This is a genomic window from Kitasatospora sp. NPDC051705 (genome assembly GCF_044453265.1).
Lineage (GTDB): Bacteria > Actinomycetota > Actinomycetes > Streptomycetales > Streptomycetaceae > Kitasatospora.
On sequence record NZ_JBITCO010000009.1, the window covers coordinates 212,999 to 231,098 of the forward strand.

Below are 18,100 nucleotides of genomic sequence, written 5' to 3' on the forward strand. Positions count from 1 at the left end.
CAGACCCCCGTCCCGAACGGTCCGTCCCCTCCCGCCGCACGGGCGGGGTTTCCCTGCTACGCGAGCAGGAAGTCGAACACCGCCTTGCGCCCGACGCCGCTGCGGTCCCGGGACTGCACCGAGTGCGCCGCACCCGGCACGATCACGACCTGCGGGTCGTGCGCCATGGCGGCCTCCTGGTGCAGCCACTCCAGCGGGGTGGAGAGGTCACGGTCCCCGCCGAGCAGCAGCACCGGCACGTCGGGCAGCTTCCGGTGCGCGGGCGGGGTCGGCGGGACCTTCTCGCGCGGCCAGTCCAGGCAGGTCAGCAGGCTGCCGAGCCCGGTGGCGGTGGCCGGGTCGAACGGCCAGGTCTGCTCGGCGGTGAGCCGCTGCCGGGTGCGCTCCAGCGCCGCCGCCCGGCCCTCCACCGGGGTGTCCGAGGTGCCCCACGGGTAGTGGCCGTCGGCGCACAGGGTGCTGGCGTGCAGGCCCTGGCTGAGGAATTCGGCCGGCACCGCGTCGCCCTCGTGCGCTCCCTCGATGAAGCCCTGGAGCTTCTCGGGGTGTCCGGCGGCGGCCTCGTGCAGGGCCTCCGGGATCCCGCCGTAGTTCGGGTCGACGAACTCGTAGCTGGTGAGCGTGTCCAGCACGGCCGGCCCGTCGTGGTAGCGGCGGACGGTCTCGGCGAGGTCGGCGCCCGGGTCGGTGGTGCAGCCGGTGGCCTGGCAGGCGGCCCGCAGCACCCGGGCACCGGCGGGCAGGGCGGCGAGGTCCAAGGGGTCGTAACCCTGTTGCGGGACCACGGAGTCGAGCACCAGCCGGTTCACGTGGCCGGGGTGGGCGAGCGCGTACCGCTCGGCGACGAAGGTGCCGTAGGAGACGCCGTCCAGCGTGAGGCGGTGGGCGCCGAGGGCGCGGCGCAGCAGGTCGATGTCGTCGACGGTGTCCGCGGTGGCGTAGTGGCGCCGGTCGGGGCCGAGCGCGGCCGCGCAGTCCCGGACGGCCTGCGGGGTGGGCGGGGTGAGGTCGGAGGCGCCCATCTGCTCCTGGAGGGCGGGGCACTGCAGCGCGCCGCCGCCGGTGCCCCGCTGGTCGAACATGACCAGGCGGTAGTCCTTGAGGACGGGCGCCAGACCGTCCGCGACCCGCTTCACCAGCGGCACGCCGGGCTGGCCCGGCCCACCGGTGAGGAAGAGCAGATCGCCCTTGGGGGCGTGGGTGTTGCCGCCGACGGCGACCTTCAGCCCGAGGGCGCCGGGGTCGGAGCCGCTGTGGTCGAGCGGGACGGTGAGGGTCGCGCAGGTGAAGTCCGGCAGGTCCGGGCAGGGGGCCTGTCCGGTGAGTCCGCTGCCGGGGGCGGGCCGGTCGGGGCCCGCCGGGGCCGCGGCGGCGGGAGTGGCCAGCGTGGTGCCGGCGACCACCGCGACGGCGCCCAGCAGGGCGGCGATGCGGCCGCGCGTGCTCGTCATGTTCGTCCTTCCGGTCGGACCGCGTGCCGTACTGACGCGGTCACGGAAAAGCCTGTGCCCTGGGCCGCTCCGGACGCGAGGATTAGGGCCAGGATTCGACCAGCTTCGAAGGGTCGAGGACCCGAACGGCCCATCGGACGGCGTCGGTGACACGGGCGGTGCGCCCCGGTCCGGCGGCGCACGCAGCGCAGGACGCAGGGGGAAGGACGGCGGCCGTGATCCGGCTCACCATCGACTCGACCGGGCTCGCCCGCACCCGTTTCGCGGTGTCACCGCTGCACGAGGCGGTGAACACCCTGATGGCGTCCGGGCTGAACACCCGCACCGGCCCGTACGCCTGGGTGGGCCGGACCCGCCGGGTGCTGCGGCGGGAGCGGCTGGAGCTGCTGTCCGGACTGGCGCTGGACCAGGCCGGCGGCTACCTGCCCGACTTCCTCTCCCCCCACCCGACCGGCCCGGCCCCGACCGTCGCGGAGCAGCTGGAGGCCGTCCGCCGGACGCCGCCGGAGCGGGTGCGGGCGGAGCTGGACACGGTGCAGCACGGCGTGCCCGCGGCCCGGCTGAACGGCCGTCCGGTGCCCGACGTCGTGCTGCGCACGCTGGCGCGCGGGCCCCGCTACTTCGCCGAGCGGGTCGCGGACGAGCTGGGCCGCTACTGGGACGTGGCGCTCGCCCCGTACTGGGCGGACGCCCGGGCCGTGCTGGACGCCGAGATCGACCAGCGGGGCCGGTTCCTGGCCCGGCACGGCTCGGGCGCGCTGTTCAACTCGCTGGCCCCGCAGATGTGCTGGGCCGAGGGGCGGATCGAGTTGGAGAGCCGCTTCGAGGTGGCGCTGCCAGCCCGGATGGTCCTGCTGGTGCCGACGCTGGTGAGCCACGAGATCCACCTCATCCTGGACCCGGTCGACGGCGTGCACCGCGCGCCGACGGTGATGTACCCGGTCCCGCGGGTGCCGTCGACCGTGCCGCACGCCCCCGCTCCCTCGCTGGCCCAGCTGCTCGGGCCGACCCGGGCGGACCTGCTGTCCGCACTGGTCGGTCCGGCCACCACGGCGGCCCTGGCCGCCCGGCACTTCCTCAGCGCGGGCACGGTCTCGTACCACCTCGGGGTTCTGCACCGCGCGGGCCTGGTGAGCCGGGTGCGCAGCGGGCGCGAGGTCTTGTACCGGCGGACGCCGCGCGGCGAGGAACTGGTGGAGGCCCAGGAGGACGGCGGCGAGGGCGGCTCGTGAACCGGCGCGTACGCCCGTCCCACGCCCCCTGGGTACGCGTCACACCAACGCGCGCGGCAGGACCGCCTGCACCCATTCCTCCGGCTGCGACAGGTGCGGAGCGTGACCGGCGCCGGCGTACAGGTGCCGTTCGGCCTTCGGCAGCGTGAGGTCGATCAGGTCCAGCACCTCGCCGAACATCGGGGCGCTGTCGTCGCTCTGCGTCAGCAGCACGGGATCGGTGAAGTGCGCCAGGCCGGCCAGGTCGAGGTCCAGCGCGTCCGGGTCCCGCAGCTCGTCCAGGTAGGTCGGCGCGTTGCGGATGTACGTGTGCCGTATCGGCGCGGGCAGCTGCTCCCACGCGCCGGGGCCGAAGGCCAGGGTCTCCACGTACAGCTCGGCGGCGGCCGCCGACTCCGCCTGCTCCAGCAGCGCCCGGACGGCGGCGATCCGGTCGGCGAAGGCGGTGCCGATCGGGCGCAGGTCCGGGTCGGCGAGCAGGATGCCGGTGCCGGGCGGCTCGTGGACGGCGATGCCCCGCATCAGGTCGGGACGGGCGGCCGCCAGCCGGAGGGCCACCAGGGCGCCGTAGGAGTCGCCGTAGACGAAGGCGGGGGCGAAGCCGAGGGCCTGGATCAGGCCGGCCAGGTCGGCGGCGTCCTCGTGGACCGACCCCTGGGTCAGCGGGTCCTCGCTGCGGCTGTGCCCCCGGCGGTCGTAGGCGACGGCGGTGGTGGACTCGGCCAGGCCCGGCAGCACCCGCGCCCAGCCGTCGGCGTCGCTCCACGAGCCGTGCACCAGGACGATCCCCGGGCCCTCGCCACGGACCTCGTAGTGCAGCGACACCCCGTTGACCCTGACCTCGGACATCACGAGCCTCCCGATCTCGGCGGTGCTCCCCCACCAGCCTGACACAACCGGTCGGAAGGCTCAGATCAGTGACGGAACCGGTGGTCGCCGACGCGGCCGCCGGGGGCGCGGGCCCGACCCGGCGGGGAGGCGGCCGGTCACAGCCCCGGCCGGGGCGTCGGTGTCACCGAGGGTGATGTAGCCCGGGCCACCGAGAGCTCGTCGGCGTTCCCGGCCCACGATCGCCCGGCCTTCCCTAGGGTGTGACGGAACAGATCGCGAGGGGGAGGCGCCGGAGTGTCGGCCGAGGCAGCACCGGGTGTGCACAACGAGATCCGTGACGGGGTGTTCCTCAACACCGTGGTCCAGGGCAGGCACGTCAACCTCCGCCTTCCCCGGGAGATCGACCGGGCGCTCTCCGGCCTCCCCCCGTGCTCCTCCACCTTCACCGGCCGCGACGCCGAGCTGGCGACCCTCCTCGCGGGGCTCGCCCCCGGGGCCGCCGGGCAGTCGCCGCGCGTCCAGGTGGTGGCCGGCCTCGCGGGCATCGGGAAGACCGAACTCGCCGTCCAGACGGCCCATGCGGCGCTCCGCGAGGAGTCGTGGTTCCCCGGCGGAGCCCTCTTCGTCGACCTGCTCGGCTACGACCCGGACCACCACCTCTCCCCCGACCACGCCCTCGACGGCTGGCTGCGCGCCCTGGGCATCCCGGCCGAGCACATCCCGCCCGGCGTCCAGGACCGGTCCCGGCTCTTCCGCAGTGCCCTGGCCGCCCTCGCCCGGGCGGGCCGCCCCGTCCTGCTCGTCATCGACAACGCCGCCGGCTCCGACCAGGTCCGCCCCCTGCTGCCGGGCGACGGCGTCACCGCCGCCCTCGTCACCTCCCGTGACGGCCTCGCCGTCGACGCCCGGTTGCACGACCTCACGGCCCTCGGCCCCCGGGCCTCCGTCGACCTCCTCGACCACGCCCTGCGCGAGGCCCGCGGCGGGGGCGACACCCGGGTGTCCGACGCCCCCGAGGACGCGGCGACGGTCGTCCGGCTCTGCGCCGGTCTGCCGCTGGCCCTGCGCATCGCGGGCGCGCTGCTCGCCGACAGCCCAGGCCGGCCGCTGTCCTCCCTGGCGAGGGCCCTGGAGGCGGACCACACCCGGCTGAGGCGGCTCCACTACGAGGACTTCGCCGTCCGCGCCGCGTTCGACCTCTCCTACCGGCGCCTGGACGCCACCCACGCCCGCCTCTTCCGTCTGCTCTCCCTCAACCCGGGCCCCGACCTGGCCACCGAGGCCGCCGCCGCACTGGCCGGGGTCGACGACGTCGAGGCCGAGGAGCTGCTCTGCGACCTCTCCCGCGCCCACCTCGTCGAGCAGGCCGGCGGGTGGGGGCGCTGGCGCATGCACGACCTCGTCCGCCTCTACGCGGGAGAGCAGGGGAACCTGCCCGCCCACGCCGCCGCCGACCACCGCGACGCCGCCCAGGACCGGCTGCACGAGCACTTCACCGCCACCCTCCGGGCCGCCAACACCCATCTCGCCGCCCTCCTCGATCCGCCCTCGCCCCGCTTCGCCGACCTCGCGGCGGCCCTGGCCTGGCTGGACGCAGAGCGGCCCAACCTCATCGCCCTCGTCACCGCCGCCCCGCCCCTCGGGCGGCCGCGCGCGACGACCTCCCTCGCCCTGAACCTGTCCCACTTCCTGAGCCGCCGTCGTCATCTCGACGACCTGCTCGACGTCACCGCCGCCGCCTTGAGGACGTTCCGCGAGCGAGGCGACCACGCGGGCGAAGCCGGGGCCCTGAACAACCTCGGCGTCACCCTGCGGAAGAAGCGCAGGTTCGAGGAGGCCATCGACGCCCACACCCGGGTCGTCGCCCTACGCCGCCGACTGGGAGACCGCAGTGGTGAGGCCGTGGCGCTGGTCAACCTCGGGGTCGCGCTCCGGGACGTCCGCAGGTTCGAGCAGTCCATCGACGTCCAGACCCGGGCAGCCGCGATCTTCGCCGAGCTCCACGACCGTCATGGCGAAGCCAAGGCCCTGAACAACCTGAGCCTCGCCCTGAGGGAGGCCCGCAGGTTCGAGGAAGCCATCGAGGTCCTCTCCCGGATCGGCACCGTGTTCCGTGACCTCCACGACCTCGAGAGCCAAGCCTCCTTGCTGAACAACCTCGGTGCCGCACACACGGCGGTCCACAGGTTCGAGGAAGCCATCGCCGCCCACGACCGGGCCGCCGCGACCTACGCCGAACTCCACGACCGCCACCGGGAGGCCATGACCCTGGCCACCCTCAGCGAGGCTCTGGTGAAGGTGGGCAAGTTGGAGGAGGCCATCGACCTCCTCACCTGGGCGGGCACCGTCTTCCGTGACCTCCACGACCCCCACAGCCAGGCCAGCACCCTGAACAACCTCGGTATCGCGCTGCGGAAGGCCCGCAGGTTCGACGAAGCCATCGATGCCCACACCCGGGCCGCCGCGACCTACGCCGAACTCCACGACCACCACCGCAGGGGCGGTGCGCTGAACAACCTCGGCCTCGCTCAGAGCCGGGCGGGCAGGTTCGACGAGGCCCTCGATTCGTTGTCCCGGGCCGCCACCATCTTCCGAGAGCTCGACGACCGCCACAACGAGGCCAGGGCCCTGGCCAACCGTGCGCAGGCTGCGGAGCGGGGCCAGGCTCCGCCGGACTGACCCCGACGCTCCGTCACCGCCCCCGCCCCGCCCCTCAGCCGAGACCGCGCGCCGGGGGCTCGTCCCGGGTCCCGTCCTCCGCCACCACGGTGAACCGCTCCCGGCCGGTGACGGACAGGGTGACGGGGTTGACCGACACCGTGTCGTTGACGTCCAGTTCGCTGCGCTGCCGCCCGGTGGCCGCGTCGACGCTGGTGAGCTTGTCCCGGGTGAGCGCCCACACCGAGGGGCCGTCGACCGCCACGCCGATGACCTGGTCGTCCAGCCCGGCCGTCCAGCGCTTGGCGCCGTCCGCGAGGGAGTAGGCGACCAGCCGCCCGGTGGCGGTGCGGCTGGGGTTCTTGCCACCGGTGATCCGCACGTCGTCGGGCCGTTTGCCGGGGACGATCAGCAGGTCGCCGACGACCACGCCGCCGTACAGCGGCCGGGCGTCGAACTCGTCGAAGGCGTGGACCCCGCCGAGCATCACGTCGAGGTCGTACTCGTCACCGGTGACCGGTATCGCGGCCCGCTGCCGGCCGGCCCGGTCGTAGCTGAGGACGGCGTGCGTGCCGCGCTCGCCCTGGGTGTCCACCCACACCGCGAGCGGCTCGACGGAGACGACGGCCAGGTTCCGCAGTCCGCCCGCGCCGGGGAGCGCGACCCGCGTCTGCTCCCGGCCGTCGGCCGGGGAGAGCGAGCGCAGCACGGGTTCGGCCGCCCCGCACTGGGCGACGGTGACGACCGCCGCCGCTCCTCCGGCCACCTGGAGCGGCGCGCAGCCGGTGTCCGGGTCGCTGCGCCAGGCGGCGGCGCCGTCGGCGAGGCGCAGGGCCCGCCAGTCGGTCCGTTCCTGGAGGACGGCCTCGTCGTCGGCGACGGCGAGCAGGTCCGGTTCGGCGGTGTCGCCGAACCGGGCGGGGGCGTCGGCCACGGCCGTCCACCGGGCCGTGCCGTCGGAGAGGTCGAGCGCGGTCACGGATCCGCAGGGCTGGTCGTGCGGGGAGTGGCCGAGCAGTCCGAGGCCGCGGCCGGTGCCGCGGCTCATGGCGCACACGGAGTCGTCGCCGGGGGGCGTCCACCGCCAGGCGACGGTGCCGGTGCCGCTGCGGTAGGCCACCACCTGGTCGGGCCGGACCCGGACGACGAGGTTCCCGCTGGTCCAGCTGCCGACGGCGCGGGCGGTGGCCGGCCGGTCGGGCGGCGCCTTCCAGTCGTCGTTGAGGCCCGTCCCGGCGAACAGCGCGAACGCGCCGACGCCCAGCGCCGCGCCGCCCGCGATGGCGGGGACGCCGCGCCGGGGGTGGAGCAGGGCCCAGAGCAGGCCGGCTGCACACGGCATCAGGCCGAGGATGCTGACGATGCCCATGGATCCGAGGCTGTCGCCGCCGAAGCCCTGGGACGGCCCGAGCAGCACCGCCAGGCCCATGCTCGCGAAGAAGGCGCCGAGCAGGCCCCCGGAGACCACCATCCAGGTGTCCCGGTCCAGGGCGGGCCCGGACGGCCCGAACCGCCTCGCGCCGGCCCGCCCCGTTCGGACGTCCTTGTCCCCGGGCACGTCGGCCATGCCGGTCCCTCTCCGTGAAGCGCCGCCCGCCACACGAGCGCCGATCATCGGATGATTTCAGGACAAGGAAAGATCCAAAACCAAGAGCGTGGAAAACCCGGCCCAGCCCCGGCCCCCGGCCCAGCCCCGGCCCGCCACCCGCCACCCGCCACCCGCCACCCGCCACCCGCCACCCGCGCGTCCCCCGGTTGACAATAGGCAGTCAAACACCTGCATAATCGAAACGTGAGCCTCGAAGCATCAGCGATGGACTCGGTCTTCAAAGCACTGGCCGACCCCACCCGCCGCCTCCTCCTCGACCGCCTGCGCGAGCAGAACGGCCAGACCCTGCGCGAGCTGTGCGAGCACCTCGCCATGGCCCGCCAGTCCGCCACCCAGCACCTGGACGTGCTCCAGCGGGCCAACCTCGTCACCATCGTGCGCCGGGGCCGGGAGCGGCTGCACTACCTCAACCCGGTCCCGATCCACGAGATCGAGGAACGCTGGATCGCCGGCTTCGAGAAGCCCAACCTGCAATTGATCAGCGCCGTCAAGAACCAGGCAGAGGACTACGCCATGACCGCCACCAGCACCCCCGTGCCCAGCTACGTCTACGTCACCTACATCCGCGCCACCGCCGAGCAGGTCTGGCAGGCCCTGACGGACGCCGACCTCACCGCCCGCTACTGGGCGCACGCCAACGTCTCCGACTGGCGGCCCGGCTCCCGCTGGGAGCACCGCCGGACGGACGGCTCCGGCACCCTCGACGTCGTGGGCCGCGTCCTGGAGGCCGAACCGCCGACCCGGCTGGTGCTCACCTTCGACGACGCGCCGAAGGGCGGCGACGACCCGCGGCCCGCCGAGGACGCGTCCGTGGTGACCTTCCTCGTCGAGCCGCACGAGTCGATCGTCCGGCTCACCGTGACCCACGAGAACCTGCCCAACCTGGAGATGTACCGGGGCATCTCGCACGGCTGGGCGGCCGTGCTGGCCAACCTCAAGTCCCTGCTCGAAACCGGCGAGGCGCTCCCGCAGGCCCCCTGGGCGATGTCCCGCCCGCAGGCCTGAGGGGGCGGACGACATGCTCGACACCACCCGGCTCCGCGCGGCCTACCGCGCCCTCCTCGACGCCGCCGCGGCCCCCGGCACCCCGGCCGCCCCGCCGGACGGCGAGTGGACGGCCGACCAGGTGCTCGCCCACGTCTCCCTGGTCACCGCCACCACGCTGGCCGCCGTCTCGGCCGTCACCGCGGGTGCGAACACCGGCTACGACAACCGCCACGCCCTGGACACCTGGACGATCGACCGGACGATCGCCCTCGCGGGCGGCGGCACCGCCGGCCTCCGGGAACGCATCCGGGTGCAGGGCGAGGCCCTCTGCGCCCTCGCCGGCCCGGGCCTGAGCGAGGCCGAGCTCGACACCCCGGTGCCCACCCTGCTGCTCTCGAACGGCACGGTCCTGGTCGACCGGCCGCTCCCGCTGCGGGACCTGCTCACCGGCCTCGCCGACGTCGAACTGCCCGCCCACACGGCACAGTTTCGCGCCCTGGTCGCCGCGTAGCGCTCCGGGCCGGCCGGAGTGGGAGGTCGGCCGGGCCGACTTCCCGCTCCGCCCGGCGGGCCGGCCGGCACCCCCGCCGGCCTCCGCCCACGCCCGCCGCGCGGGCCGCGCCGGACCGGACCCCGGCCCCGCCCCGAGGGCCCGGCACCGGTGACGGCCCGCCCCCGCGGGGCGGTAGGTTGAACCGGGGCCGGGGCGCGGCACCGGGGCGTGAAAGGGGCGGGGGATGCAGCCTGGCGACGTACTGGACGGACGGTACGAGCTGGTCGAGCAGATCGGCGAGGGCGCGTTCGGCGCGGTCTGGAAGGCGCGCGACGCGCGGATCCAACGACTCGTCGCCGTCAAGGTGATGCTCCCGGGCACCGGCAACACCCCGAAGGACGCCGCCCGGTTCGTCCGCGAGGTCGCCACCGCCGGCGCGCTCAACCACCCGTCGATCGTCACCGTGCACGACTTCGGCCAGCACGACGGATCGGGCCGGCCGCTGTACTTCCTGGTCATGGAACTGCTCGACGGCGCCCCGCTCAGCCGCCACCTCGGCGAGGGGCCACTGCCGCTGCACCAGGCGCTCGCCTGGGCCGTCGAGATCTCCCAGGCGCTCGCCACCGCCCACCGGGCCGGCGTCGTCCACCGCGACGTCAAGCCGGCCAACGTGATGATCCAGTCCTCCGGGGCGGTCAAGGTCGTCGACTTCGGCATCGCCCGGGTCGGCGCCGCCGACGACGGCCTGACCAGCACCAACGTCATCGTCGGCACCCCCGCCTACATGGCCCCCGAGCGCTTCGACGGCGGCGGCCTCGACGCCCGCTCCGACCTCTACGCCTTCGGCTGCCTGCTGTACGAGCTCCTCACCGGCCGCACCCCCTTCCGCGGCACCCTGTACGAACTGATCCGCCAGCACGGCGAGGTCCACCCGCCCGCGCCCGGCACCCTGCGGCCCGGACTCCCCGCCGAGGTCGACGCCCTCGTCCTGGAGCTGCTCGCCAAGGACCCCGGACGACGCCCCCCGCACGCCGAACAGGTCGCCGACCGCCTGCTGCACATCGCCGAGCAGGCCGGACGGGCCCCGGCCGGCCACCACGCCACCGTCCGGGACGTCCCCGCCGCCCAGGAGGACCCGTACGTCCTGGCCCGCCGCCAGGAGGCCGACCGGCTGTTCGCGCAGACCCGCGACCAAGCCGCCCAGGCCGCCCTCCAGTTCGAGGCCGGCATCGCCCGGCAGCGCCTCGAGGCGGAGCAGGACATCGCCGCCGTCCGGGCCCGCGGCGAGGCCACCGCGCGGCAGATCATCGCCGACGCGCAGCGCCGCGGCGAGGAGATCGAACGCGAGGCCGCCGCCCGGGCCGCCGCCAGCCTCAAGCAGCTCTCCGAGGCGGAGCAGCGCACCGACCTGCTGCGCCGTCAGACCGACAAGCTGCGCGCCGACGCCGACAGCCTGCGCCGCAGCGTCGACAACGCCCGCCGGCAGGCCTCCGACTTCCTCGCCGACGCGGCCGCCAAGGCCGGGCTCGGGCCCTCCCCGGAGCCCCGGCACGCGATCGCCCCGCCGCCCGGGGCCCAGCGCCGCAACCTGTCCCGGCTGCTCCCCGGCCGGAAGGCGGCCGACGGCGAGCAGGAGCAGGGCGGCCGGGCCTGACCGCGGCCGCCCCGACCACCCGCGCCGACCACCCGCGCCGGGGCGGCAGTCGCCCGGTCGGCCGGGCGCACGCACGGCTCACCCGTACCCGCGTCACCGGCCGGGTCCGGCGGTCCCCGCTCGACCACCACGACCCGCCCGCGGAACCGTAGAATCCGCGGGTACGCACCAGGGAGGGATCGAGTGTTCCGAGCACGACGGCCGCGCGCCGCCCAGCTGACCCCGCCACCAGGAGGCGACGGCGCGACCGGCCGGGTCACCGGCGTCGTCCTGCTCCTGCCCGGCGGCTTCCTGCGCAGCCGGCGCGGCCCCCTGAAGGTCGCCGAGCTGGGACTGCGCGACCTCGCGGCCGAACTCACCGCCCGCGGCCGCCCGCACGGGATCGCCGTCCACCTCCTGCGCTACCGCTACAGCGGCTGGAACGGCGCCGACGCCGACACCGCCGTGGACACCCGCTGGGCGCTGGACGAACTCGCCCGCCGTTACGGCGACGTCCCCGTCGTCCTCGTCGGCAACTCCCTCGGCGGACGCGCCGCCTTCTGGTGCGCCGGCCACCGCAACGTCGTCGGAGTCGCCGGAATCGCCCCCTGGCTGCCGAGCGGCGACCCGGTCGAACAGCTCGCCGGCCGCCGCGTCCTGATCGTCCACGGCACCGGTGACCGCAGTGCCGCCAACGCCGTCCAGTCGCTCGAGTACGCCCTCCGGGCCCGGCCCGTCAGCGCGGACCTCGCCCGGTACGAGGCACCCGGCGCCAACCACTACCTGATCCGCGAGGCGGCCGACATCAGCGCCATCACCACCTCCTTCAGCCTCGCCGCGCTCGACGCCGAACCGGCCCCGCCCGCTCCGGGCACCGTCTGCACCCGTCTCCCGGCGGCCCGTTCGTAGCCGCGCCCCGGGCACCGGGCGCCCGGCCGGGCAGCGCCCCGCCGGGCGTCGCGCCCGCCCGGCCGCGCACGTCCGCACGCCGGAATCGTGTTGGCGGCCGGGCGGCCGGGCCGCCTATGGTCGGGGGATGACCACTCGAACCTTCCGCATCACGGTGCGCGGCGTCTTCGACGGCCTCAGTGCCGAGCAGCGTGCCGAACTCCTCGCCCGGGCGCCCGAGCACGACGTGCTGCGCGCCGCCTTCACCCCCGAGGGCCACCTCAGTTACGACCTCGCCGCCCGCACCGCCTTCACCTTCCGCTTCCTGGACTCGGGCGAGGCGGAGGAGGACGTCCTGGCGGCCACCGAGCGCGCCGAGCTGGCGGCGCAGGAGTGGCTGACCACGCGCGGCTACGGCTACAAGAACCTGCGCTCGCTGGCGGAGGACCTCTCCCAGGCTCCGCTCGGCAAGCGGCAGCGCCGCGCCGCCCGGGCCGACTGACCCCCTCCCCCCTCCGCTACCTCCTTGACGGCCGAGCACGGCGATATGCTTGAGCAGTCAAGGAGGTAGCAATGATGACCCCGCAGGCCGACCGGCCCGACCCGGCTCAGCCCGACCCGGGCCCCGTACCGTCCGAGCCCACCCGGCCGGACCCGCTCGACACCGCCCTGCGCCTCGTCCGAGCCCAGGCCGCCGTGATCAGGCGCTTCGACGCCACCCTCAGCGGCCTGCACGGCGTGAGCCTCTCCGACTTCACCCTGCTGCTGCACCTCGGCGCCGCCCCCGGCGGCCGGATGCGCCGCGTCGACCTCGCCGAGGCCCTCGGCCTCACCGCCTCCGGCGTCACCCGCGGGCTGGCACCCCTGGAACGGATCGGCCTGGTCTCCCGGGAGGCGGCGGCGCGCGACGCCCGGGTCGCCTACGCCGCACTGACGCCCACCGGACGCGAACGGCTCGCCGAGATGCTGCACACCGCCCGCCGGACCGCCGACGACCTGTTCACGGCCGACCAGTGGGGCGCCGACGACCTGGGCCGGCTCTCCACCCTGCTCACCCGCCTCGGCGGCACCGCCCCCGACCAACGCCCCGGCCGCCCCCCGACCTAGGCTGAACCCGCACCACGAGCACCACCCCCAGCAGCCCCAGCAGCCCCACCACCAGGAAGGACGGGACCATGCCCCAGGCGCCCGACACCACCACCCCCGACCTGACCGTCGACGGCACCGGCCTGCTCTGCGTCCAACTGCTGCTGCGCCTGCGCGCCCGGATCGCGGACCTGCCGGCCGGCGCGGTGGTCCACATCCACACCACGGACCCCGCCGCCCCGCTCGACCTGCCCGCCTGGTGCCACCTGACCGGCCACGACTACCTCGGCCCGGTCCCCCACCCGGCCACCGACCGGGAGGTCTACGCCCTGCGCCTCACGGCCGCCGCCCGCCCCACCCGTGCCGACCGCCCCTGGCACACCGCCCCGGCCGCCGACTGACGCCGCGCCGGCTCCCGGCAGGCGCCGGGGCAAGCACAGCAGGCCCGCCCGCAGCCGGGCCCCGGACCCTCCGCCGACCCGGTGTGCCACGATGAAGGGAGCCGAACAGCCGCGCACCACAGGGAGGTTGACCGCCGTGGATCCGATCCTCAGTTGCCTCTGGCAGGACCAGGACGGCGAGTGGGCACTGACCGTCAGCCATCACGACGACGGCTGGGAGCTGGTCGCCGCCGCACCGCACTGGTCCGAGTCGCTCCCCTTCACGGACCGGGACGAGGTCCGCCGGCTCGCCCAGGCCCTGCTGGACCTGCCCGCCGACCCCGAGCCGTACGAGTGCGAATGGCACCTCTCCCGTTCGGAGTCCGACGGCTCCGAGGGCGAGCACACCCACTACGCGACCTTCGCCGTCGGGCTCGACCCGACCGACGACCACCGCCCGTACCTCGCCTACCAGTCCTACTACCACCGGGGTCACGGTGCCGCGCTCGGCCTGGAGGTGATCTGCGAGGACCCGCCGGTCGACCAGCTGCGCGCCCAGGCCCGGGCCTTCCTCGCCGGTCTGCGGGACGACCCGCCGCGCCGGCCGTGAGGGCCACCGGCACGCACCGGCGGCCGGGCCGGCCCCGGGCGCGTCGGCCCGCGCCGACCGCTCCGGTGCGACTGCCGAACTCCCCGGCGCCGCCAACCCGTTGAGCACCTGTCGGCCACCCGCCGACCGCCGACGGCGGCGCCGGAAGCTCCGCCGCCGCCGACGCGCACCGCAACGGCACGCCGCCCCTCCCCGCCGGGAGGGGTCGGCCGCCGCTACCGGGTCAGGCGGTCCGCCGCAGCAGCGCCAGGTACATCGCGTCCGTCCCGTGCAGGTGCGGCCAGAGCTGCACGTCCGGCCCCTCCCCGAGCGCCGGGACACCGGGCAGCAGCGGGCGGGCGTCGATCCACTCGACACGGCCGCCCTCGGCGCGCAGCACGTCGTCGACGACGGCCCGGGTCTCGGCGAGGTGCGGCGAGCAGGTCGCGTAGCCGACCACGCCACCGATCCGGGTGGCCTCGACCGCCGAGCGCAGCAGGTCCCGCTGGAGCGGGCCGAAGGCCGCGACGTCGGCCGGCCGGCGCCGCCAGCGCGCCTCCGGCCGGCGGCGCAGCGCGCCCAGGCCGGAGCAGGGCACGTCGACCAGCACCCGGTCGAAGCCGCCGGAGCGCCAGGCCGGGCGGGTGCCGTCCGCGGCGATCACGGTGTAGGGCCCGGGGTTGCCGTCGAGGGCCCGCGCCACCAGGCGCGCCCGGTGCGGCTGCTTCTCGCTGGCGACCAGCCCGGCGCCGCGCTCGGCGGCGAGGGCGCCGAGCAGCGCGGCCTTGCCGCCGGGGCCGGCGCAGCCGTCGAGCCAGAGCCGGTCGGGGCCGTCCAGCGGCGCGTTCGCGAGGGCGAGGGCGACGAGCTGGCTGCCCTCGTCCTGGACGCCGGCCCGGTTCTCCTGCACGGCGGTCAGCGCGCCCGGGTCACCGCCCTCGGCGAGCCGCAGCGCGACCGGGGACCACCGGCCGGGCAGCGCCTCGGGCAGCGCGTCGGCCAGTTCGCCGACGGTGGCCCGGCCTGGCCGGGCGACGAGCGTCACCTCGGGCCGCTCGTTGTCGGCCCGCAGCAGCTCCTCGATCGCGGTGCGCCCGGACGCGTCGGGCTGCCAGCGCCCGAGCGAGTCCCAGAGGGCCGAGACGACCCAGCGCGGGTGCGAGTGGACGACGGCGAGGTGGTCCTCGGCGTCCCGGTCGTACGGCGGGGCGACCTGCTCGATCCAGGTGTCCAGGTCGTGGGCGCTGATCCGGCGCAGGACGGCGTTGACGAACTTGGCCTTGCCGTCACCGAGCACCACCCGGGCCAGCTCGACGGTGGCCGAGACGGCCGCGTGGCTGGGGATGCGGGTGGTGAGCAGCTGGTGGGCGCCGAGCGAGAGGACGTCCAGCACCGGCGGGTCGACCTTGCTGAGCGGCCGGTCGATGCAGGCGGCGATGACCGCGTCGTAGGTGCCCTGCAGGCGCAGGGTGCCGTAGACGAGCTCGGTGGCGAGGGCGGCGTCGCGCCGGTCCATGCCCTTCTGCTCGGCCTCGCGCAGCAGCGACGGCAGGATCAGGTTGGCGTAGGCGTCGCGCTCGTCGACGGCACGCAGCGCGCGGAACGCGACGATCCGGGCCGGGTCCTTCTTCGGGCGGCGGTGCGGGCGGGGGGCGCGGTTGGCGCTGGGAGTGGTCATCGGTGCCTCAAGGTGCTGCGGTGGCTATCGGGTACTGGTCGTTCAGGGGTGCTGCTGTCGGGCTGCCGCCGTCCTGGTGCTCGTGGACCGAACGGTCCGGTCCACGAACAGTAACGCCAAAGCGCCGGCCCGGCCGGATCAGGCCCCGGCTGCGAAGCGCTCGCCGGACTCCAGCCGCGCGCCGCGCGCCCAGTCCGCCGCCCGCATCGCCTTCTTGCCCTGCGGGCAGACCTCGCCGAGCTCGACGTCGTGGCTGCCGGTGCCGACCCGCACGCTGTTCTTGCCCACCACGGCCAGCTCGCCGGGCGCCAGGTCGGCCGACTCCGGCAGCAGCCGGACCGGACCGGTGACCTTCAGCCGCTCGCCGCGGAACTCCGTCCAGGCGCCCGGCGCGGGGGCGCAGCCGCGCACCACCCGGTCGATCCGCAGCGCGGGGTGGGCCCACTCGATCCGCGCGTCCTCGACGGTGATCTTCGGCGCGAGGGTGACCCCCTCGGCCGGCTGCGGGACGGCGTGCAGCGAGCCGTCCGCGATGCCGTCCATGGTGGCCGCGAGCAGCCGTGCGCCGGACAGCGAAAGCCTGGTGAGGAGTTCGCCGCTGGTGTCGGTGGGGCGGACCTCCTCGGTGATCACGCCGTAGACCGGGCCGGAGTCCAGGCCCTGCTCGATCAGGAAGGTGGACGCGCCGGTGACCTCGTCGCCGGCCAGCACCGAGTGCTGGACGGGCGCCGCGCCACGCCAGGCGGGCAGCAGCGAGAAGTGCAGGTTGACCCAGCCGTGCTCGGGGATCTCCAGCGTGCCGGGGCGCAGCAGTGCGCCGTAGGCGACCACCGGGCAGCAGTCGGGGGCGAGTTCGGTGAGCCGGGCGACGAAGTCCGGGTCGCTCGGCTTCGCCGGCTTGAGGACCTCGATCCCGGCCTCCTCGGCGCGCTGGGCGACGGGGCTGGCGACGAGCTTGCGGCCGCGGCCGGCGGGGGCGTCGGGGCGGGTGACCACCGCGACGACCTCGTGCCGGTCGGAGGCGAGCAGGGCGTCCAGGGCGGGAACGGCGACCTCGGGGGTGCCGGCGAACACGAGGCGCATCAAGTGCCTTTCTGCAGAGGGGGAGCGGACGACGCCGGAGTCAGCGCGCGGAGCCGAAGGTGCTGTGCGGGGAGACCTTGACGACGGGGGCGGGGCCGCCGCCCCAGTCGGTGTCCCGGATCGCCTTCAGGGCGGCCTTGCGCTGCTCGCGGTCGAGCCGGTCGATGAAGACGATGCCGTCGAGGTGGTCGGTCTCGTGCTGGATGCAGCGGGCGAGCAGCCGGGTGCCCTCCAGGGTGACCGGGTCGCCGTACATGGTGAAGCCCTTGGCGACGACGCCGTACGCGCGCTTGGTGTCGTAGCGCAGGCCGGGCAGGGACAGGCAGCCCTCGGGGCCGTCCTGCTCCTCCTCGGTGAGCGACAGGTCCGGGTTGATCAGGTGCCCGGTGACGCCGTCCACGTGGTAGGTGAACACCCTCAGGGAGACGCCGAGTTGGGGCGCGGCGAGGCCGGCGCCGGGGGCGTCGAGCATGGTGTCGGTGAGGTCCCGGACGAGGGTGCGCAGTTCCTTGTCGAAGGTGGTCACCGGCTGAGCGGTGGCCCGCAGGACGGGGTCTCCGAAGAGACGGATCGGCTGGATCGCCACGAGGAACGGGCTCCTGTCCGTAGAAATCCGCAGCATTGGGGTCCCGCCAAGTCTATGCAACGCGCGGGGGCCTCCGCCCGCGCCCCCGACCCCGCGGACGCACCCGCCACGCACCCCTCCCGCACCCCCGGCACCGGCTACTGGCATATCCCGAGTCTGTCGCGCGGCGTTACCCCGGCCCCCGCTCCGGCGTTGGTCAAGTGAGATTGACCGGGGTCGGGGCGCACGGGACACCGCGCCCCGGCCGAGCCGAACCGTACGGAAGGTGGCACGTAGGCCATGGCCGAGCAGATCAACCACGACGCCCGGGCGCGGGCGAGCCTTCACCTGCTGGTGCGGGACATCGAGCGGGTGAGGCGGCAGGTCGACGCGCTGCGGACGCTCACCGCCCAACTGGGCAACGTCTACCGGCCGCGCCGCCCGAGCACCTCGGCCGGCTTCGTGGTGTACGGGCGGGCGCCCGCGCCGACGGTGCGGCTGGCGCAGGAGCTGCGGGAGAGCGTGGAGACCCTGGTGGCGGCGGCGGTCGAGTTCGACCGGGCGCTGGGCTTCTCCTGGGACTCGGTGGGCTCGGCCCTCGGGGTCACCAAGCAGGCGGTGCACCGCCGGTACGGGATGCGCCGCCCCACCAGCGAACTCCTCGCCGCCAGCGGCGCCGTCCCGGGCCCGGGCCGCCCGGACCGTTCCGAGGAGCTGCCGGCGGCGCCGTCCGGCGGCCTGGCCGTCACCGTCCCGGCGGCCCGCCAGGGCGGGCTGGACCGCACCGCCCTCGAACGCAACGCCCTGGAGCGCACCGCTCTCGAGCGCAGCGCGCTGGAGCGCACCACCGGGGACCGCACCGCGCCGGACCGCGCCCCGGTCGACCGCACCGGCATCCCGCTGCGCGGCTGACCCTTCCGGCCCGGGCCACCCGGGG

General features: G+C 75.5%; 17 protein-coding genes. 11 read left to right on the forward strand and 6 right to left on the reverse strand.

Annotation, left to right across the window (positions count from 1 at the left end; all coding sequences use genetic code 11):
* Positions 1 to 56 precede the first annotated feature (56 nt).
* Positions 57 to 1,451 (reverse strand): alpha/beta fold hydrolase, encoded by a 1,395-nt coding sequence (locus tag ACIA8Q_RS15020; RefSeq protein WP_360214300.1) that lies wholly within the window; start codon positions 1,449 to 1,451, stop codon positions 57 to 59.
* A gap of 215 nt (positions 1,452 to 1,666) precedes the next feature.
* Here ACIA8Q_RS15020 and ACIA8Q_RS15025 point away from each other — a divergent pair, with 215 nt between their 5' ends.
* A complete protein-coding gene (locus ACIA8Q_RS15025) occupies positions 1,667 to 2,683 on the forward strand; it encodes a helix-turn-helix domain-containing protein (protein WP_360214302.1) in 1,017 nt (338 codons plus the stop codon).
* A gap of 39 nt (positions 2,684 to 2,722) precedes the next feature.
* Here the strand turns inward: ACIA8Q_RS15025 and ACIA8Q_RS15030 are convergent, their stop codons facing one another.
* Positions 2,723 to 3,532 carry an alpha/beta hydrolase gene (locus ACIA8Q_RS15030; RefSeq protein ID WP_360214304.1) on the reverse strand — a complete coding sequence of 270 codons (810 nt, stop codon included), beginning with the start codon at positions 3,530 to 3,532 and terminating at the stop codon, positions 2,723 to 2,725.
* A 276-nt stretch (positions 3,533 to 3,808) separates the two neighbouring features.
* On the opposite strand from ACIA8Q_RS15030, the gene ACIA8Q_RS15035 reads away from it, so the two are divergent.
* Positions 3,809 to 6,193 (forward strand): tetratricopeptide repeat protein, encoded by a 2,385-nt coding sequence (locus ACIA8Q_RS15035; RefSeq protein WP_360214306.1) that lies wholly within the window; start codon positions 3,809 to 3,811, stop codon positions 6,191 to 6,193.
* Positions 6,194 to 6,227: 34 nt separating this feature from the next.
* Here ACIA8Q_RS15035 and ACIA8Q_RS15040 read toward each other — a convergent pair whose 3' ends face one another.
* A complete protein-coding gene (locus tag ACIA8Q_RS15040) occupies positions 6,228 to 7,739 on the reverse strand; it encodes a PQQ-binding-like beta-propeller repeat protein (protein WP_360214308.1) in 1,512 nt (503 codons plus the stop codon).
* A gap of 246 nt (positions 7,740 to 7,985) precedes the next feature.
* Between ACIA8Q_RS15040 and ACIA8Q_RS15045 the strand changes: the two genes are divergently transcribed.
* From ACIA8Q_RS15045 to ACIA8Q_RS15080, 8 genes are all read left to right on the forward strand, one after another.
* Entirely contained in the window at positions 7,986 to 8,786 is an 801-nt protein-coding gene (locus ACIA8Q_RS15045; RefSeq protein ID WP_360214386.1) for a metalloregulator ArsR/SmtB family transcription factor, read from the forward strand.
* Positions 8,787 to 8,799: 13 nt separating this feature from the next.
* A complete protein-coding gene (locus tag ACIA8Q_RS15050; RefSeq protein WP_360214310.1) occupies positions 8,800 to 9,279 on the forward strand; it encodes a hypothetical protein in 480 nt (159 codons plus the stop codon).
* A 226-nt stretch (positions 9,280 to 9,505) separates the two neighbouring features.
* Positions 9,506 to 10,915 carry a serine/threonine-protein kinase gene (locus tag ACIA8Q_RS15055; RefSeq protein WP_360214312.1) on the forward strand — a complete coding sequence of 470 codons (1,410 nt, stop codon included), beginning with the start codon at positions 9,506 to 9,508 and terminating at the stop codon, positions 10,913 to 10,915.
* 183 nt (positions 10,916 to 11,098) lie between these two features.
* Entirely contained in the window at positions 11,099 to 11,803 is a 705-nt protein-coding gene (locus tag ACIA8Q_RS15060; RefSeq protein ID WP_360214314.1) for an alpha/beta hydrolase, read from the forward strand.
* A 127-nt stretch (positions 11,804 to 11,930) separates the two neighbouring features.
* Entirely contained in the window at positions 11,931 to 12,284 is a 354-nt protein-coding gene (locus ACIA8Q_RS15065; RefSeq protein ID WP_360214316.1) for a DUF6204 family protein, read from the forward strand.
* A gap of 71 nt (positions 12,285 to 12,355) precedes the next feature.
* On the forward strand, positions 12,356 to 12,889 hold the full coding sequence (locus tag ACIA8Q_RS15070; protein WP_360214318.1) for a MarR family winged helix-turn-helix transcriptional regulator: 534 nt from the start codon (positions 12,356 to 12,358) through the stop codon (positions 12,887 to 12,889).
* 68 nt (positions 12,890 to 12,957) lie between these two features.
* On the forward strand, positions 12,958 to 13,269 hold the full coding sequence (locus ACIA8Q_RS15075; RefSeq protein WP_360214320.1) for a sulfurtransferase TusA family protein: 312 nt from the start codon (positions 12,958 to 12,960) through the stop codon (positions 13,267 to 13,269).
* A gap of 136 nt (positions 13,270 to 13,405) precedes the next feature.
* Positions 13,406 to 13,858 carry a hypothetical protein gene (locus ACIA8Q_RS15080; protein WP_360214322.1) on the forward strand — a complete coding sequence of 151 codons (453 nt, stop codon included), beginning with the start codon at positions 13,406 to 13,408 and terminating at the stop codon, positions 13,856 to 13,858.
* 223 nt (positions 13,859 to 14,081) lie between these two features.
* On the opposite strand, the gene ACIA8Q_RS15085 is transcribed toward ACIA8Q_RS15080, so the two are convergent.
* The 3 genes from ACIA8Q_RS15085 to def all read right to left on the reverse strand — a co-directional run bounded on the left by ACIA8Q_RS15085 (position 14,082) and on the right by def (position 17,184).
* Positions 14,082 to 15,515, reverse strand: coding sequence for an RsmB/NOP family class I SAM-dependent RNA methyltransferase (locus ACIA8Q_RS15085; RefSeq protein WP_396317264.1), 1,434 nt, complete (start codon positions 15,513 to 15,515; stop codon positions 14,082 to 14,084).
* 138 nt (positions 15,516 to 15,653) lie between these two features.
* Positions 15,654 to 16,598 carry a methionyl-tRNA formyltransferase gene (fmt, locus tag ACIA8Q_RS15090; RefSeq protein ID WP_396317265.1) on the reverse strand — a complete coding sequence of 315 codons (945 nt, stop codon included), beginning with the start codon at positions 16,596 to 16,598 and terminating at the stop codon, positions 15,654 to 15,656.
* A gap of 40 nt (positions 16,599 to 16,638) precedes the next feature.
* Positions 16,639 to 17,184 carry a peptide deformylase gene (gene def / locus ACIA8Q_RS15095; protein WP_360214328.1) on the reverse strand — a complete coding sequence of 182 codons (546 nt, stop codon included), beginning with the start codon at positions 17,182 to 17,184 and terminating at the stop codon, positions 16,639 to 16,641.
* A 279-nt stretch (positions 17,185 to 17,463) separates the two neighbouring features.
* Between def and ACIA8Q_RS15100 the strand changes: the two genes are divergently transcribed.
* The gene (locus ACIA8Q_RS15100) at positions 17,464 to 18,075 is read left to right on the forward strand and encodes a hypothetical protein (RefSeq protein ID WP_396317266.1); all 612 of its coding nucleotides are present in this window, start codon (positions 17,464 to 17,466) and stop codon (positions 18,073 to 18,075) included.
* The last annotated feature ends 25 nt before the right edge of the window (positions 18,076 to 18,100 follow it).

Coding starts and splice junctions, on each gene's coding strand:
- ACIA8Q_RS15020 (WP_360214300.1), bottom strand. CDS start 1,451: ATGACGAGCACGCGCGGCCGCATCGCCGCCCTGCTGGGCGCCGTCGCG.
- ACIA8Q_RS15030 (WP_360214304.1), bottom strand. CDS start 3,532: ATGTCCGAGGTCAGGGTCAACGGGGTGTCGCTGCACTACGAGGTCCGT.
- ACIA8Q_RS15040 (WP_360214308.1), bottom strand. CDS start 7,739: ATGGCCGACGTGCCCGGGGACAAGGACGTCCGAACGGGGCGGGCCGGC.
- ACIA8Q_RS15045 (WP_360214386.1), top strand. CDS start 7,986: ATGGACTCGGTCTTCAAAGCACTGGCCGACCCCACCCGCCGCCTCCTC.
- ACIA8Q_RS15050 (WP_360214310.1), top strand. CDS start 8,800: ATGCTCGACACCACCCGGCTCCGCGCGGCCTACCGCGCCCTCCTCGAC.
- ACIA8Q_RS15055 (WP_360214312.1), top strand. CDS start 9,506: ATGCAGCCTGGCGACGTACTGGACGGACGGTACGAGCTGGTCGAGCAG.
- ACIA8Q_RS15065 (WP_360214316.1), top strand. CDS start 11,931: ATGACCACTCGAACCTTCCGCATCACGGTGCGCGGCGTCTTCGACGGC.
- ACIA8Q_RS15070 (WP_360214318.1), top strand. CDS start 12,356: ATGATGACCCCGCAGGCCGACCGGCCCGACCCGGCTCAGCCCGACCCG.
- ACIA8Q_RS15075 (WP_360214320.1), top strand. CDS start 12,958: ATGCCCCAGGCGCCCGACACCACCACCCCCGACCTGACCGTCGACGGC.
- ACIA8Q_RS15085 (WP_396317264.1), bottom strand. CDS start 15,515: ATGACCACTCCCAGCGCCAACCGCGCCCCCCGCCCGCACCGCCGCCCG.
- fmt (WP_396317265.1), bottom strand. CDS start 16,598: ATGCGCCTCGTGTTCGCCGGCACCCCCGAGGTCGCCGTTCCCGCCCTG.
- ACIA8Q_RS15100 (WP_396317266.1), top strand. CDS start 17,464: ATGGCCGAGCAGATCAACCACGACGCCCGGGCGCGGGCGAGCCTTCAC.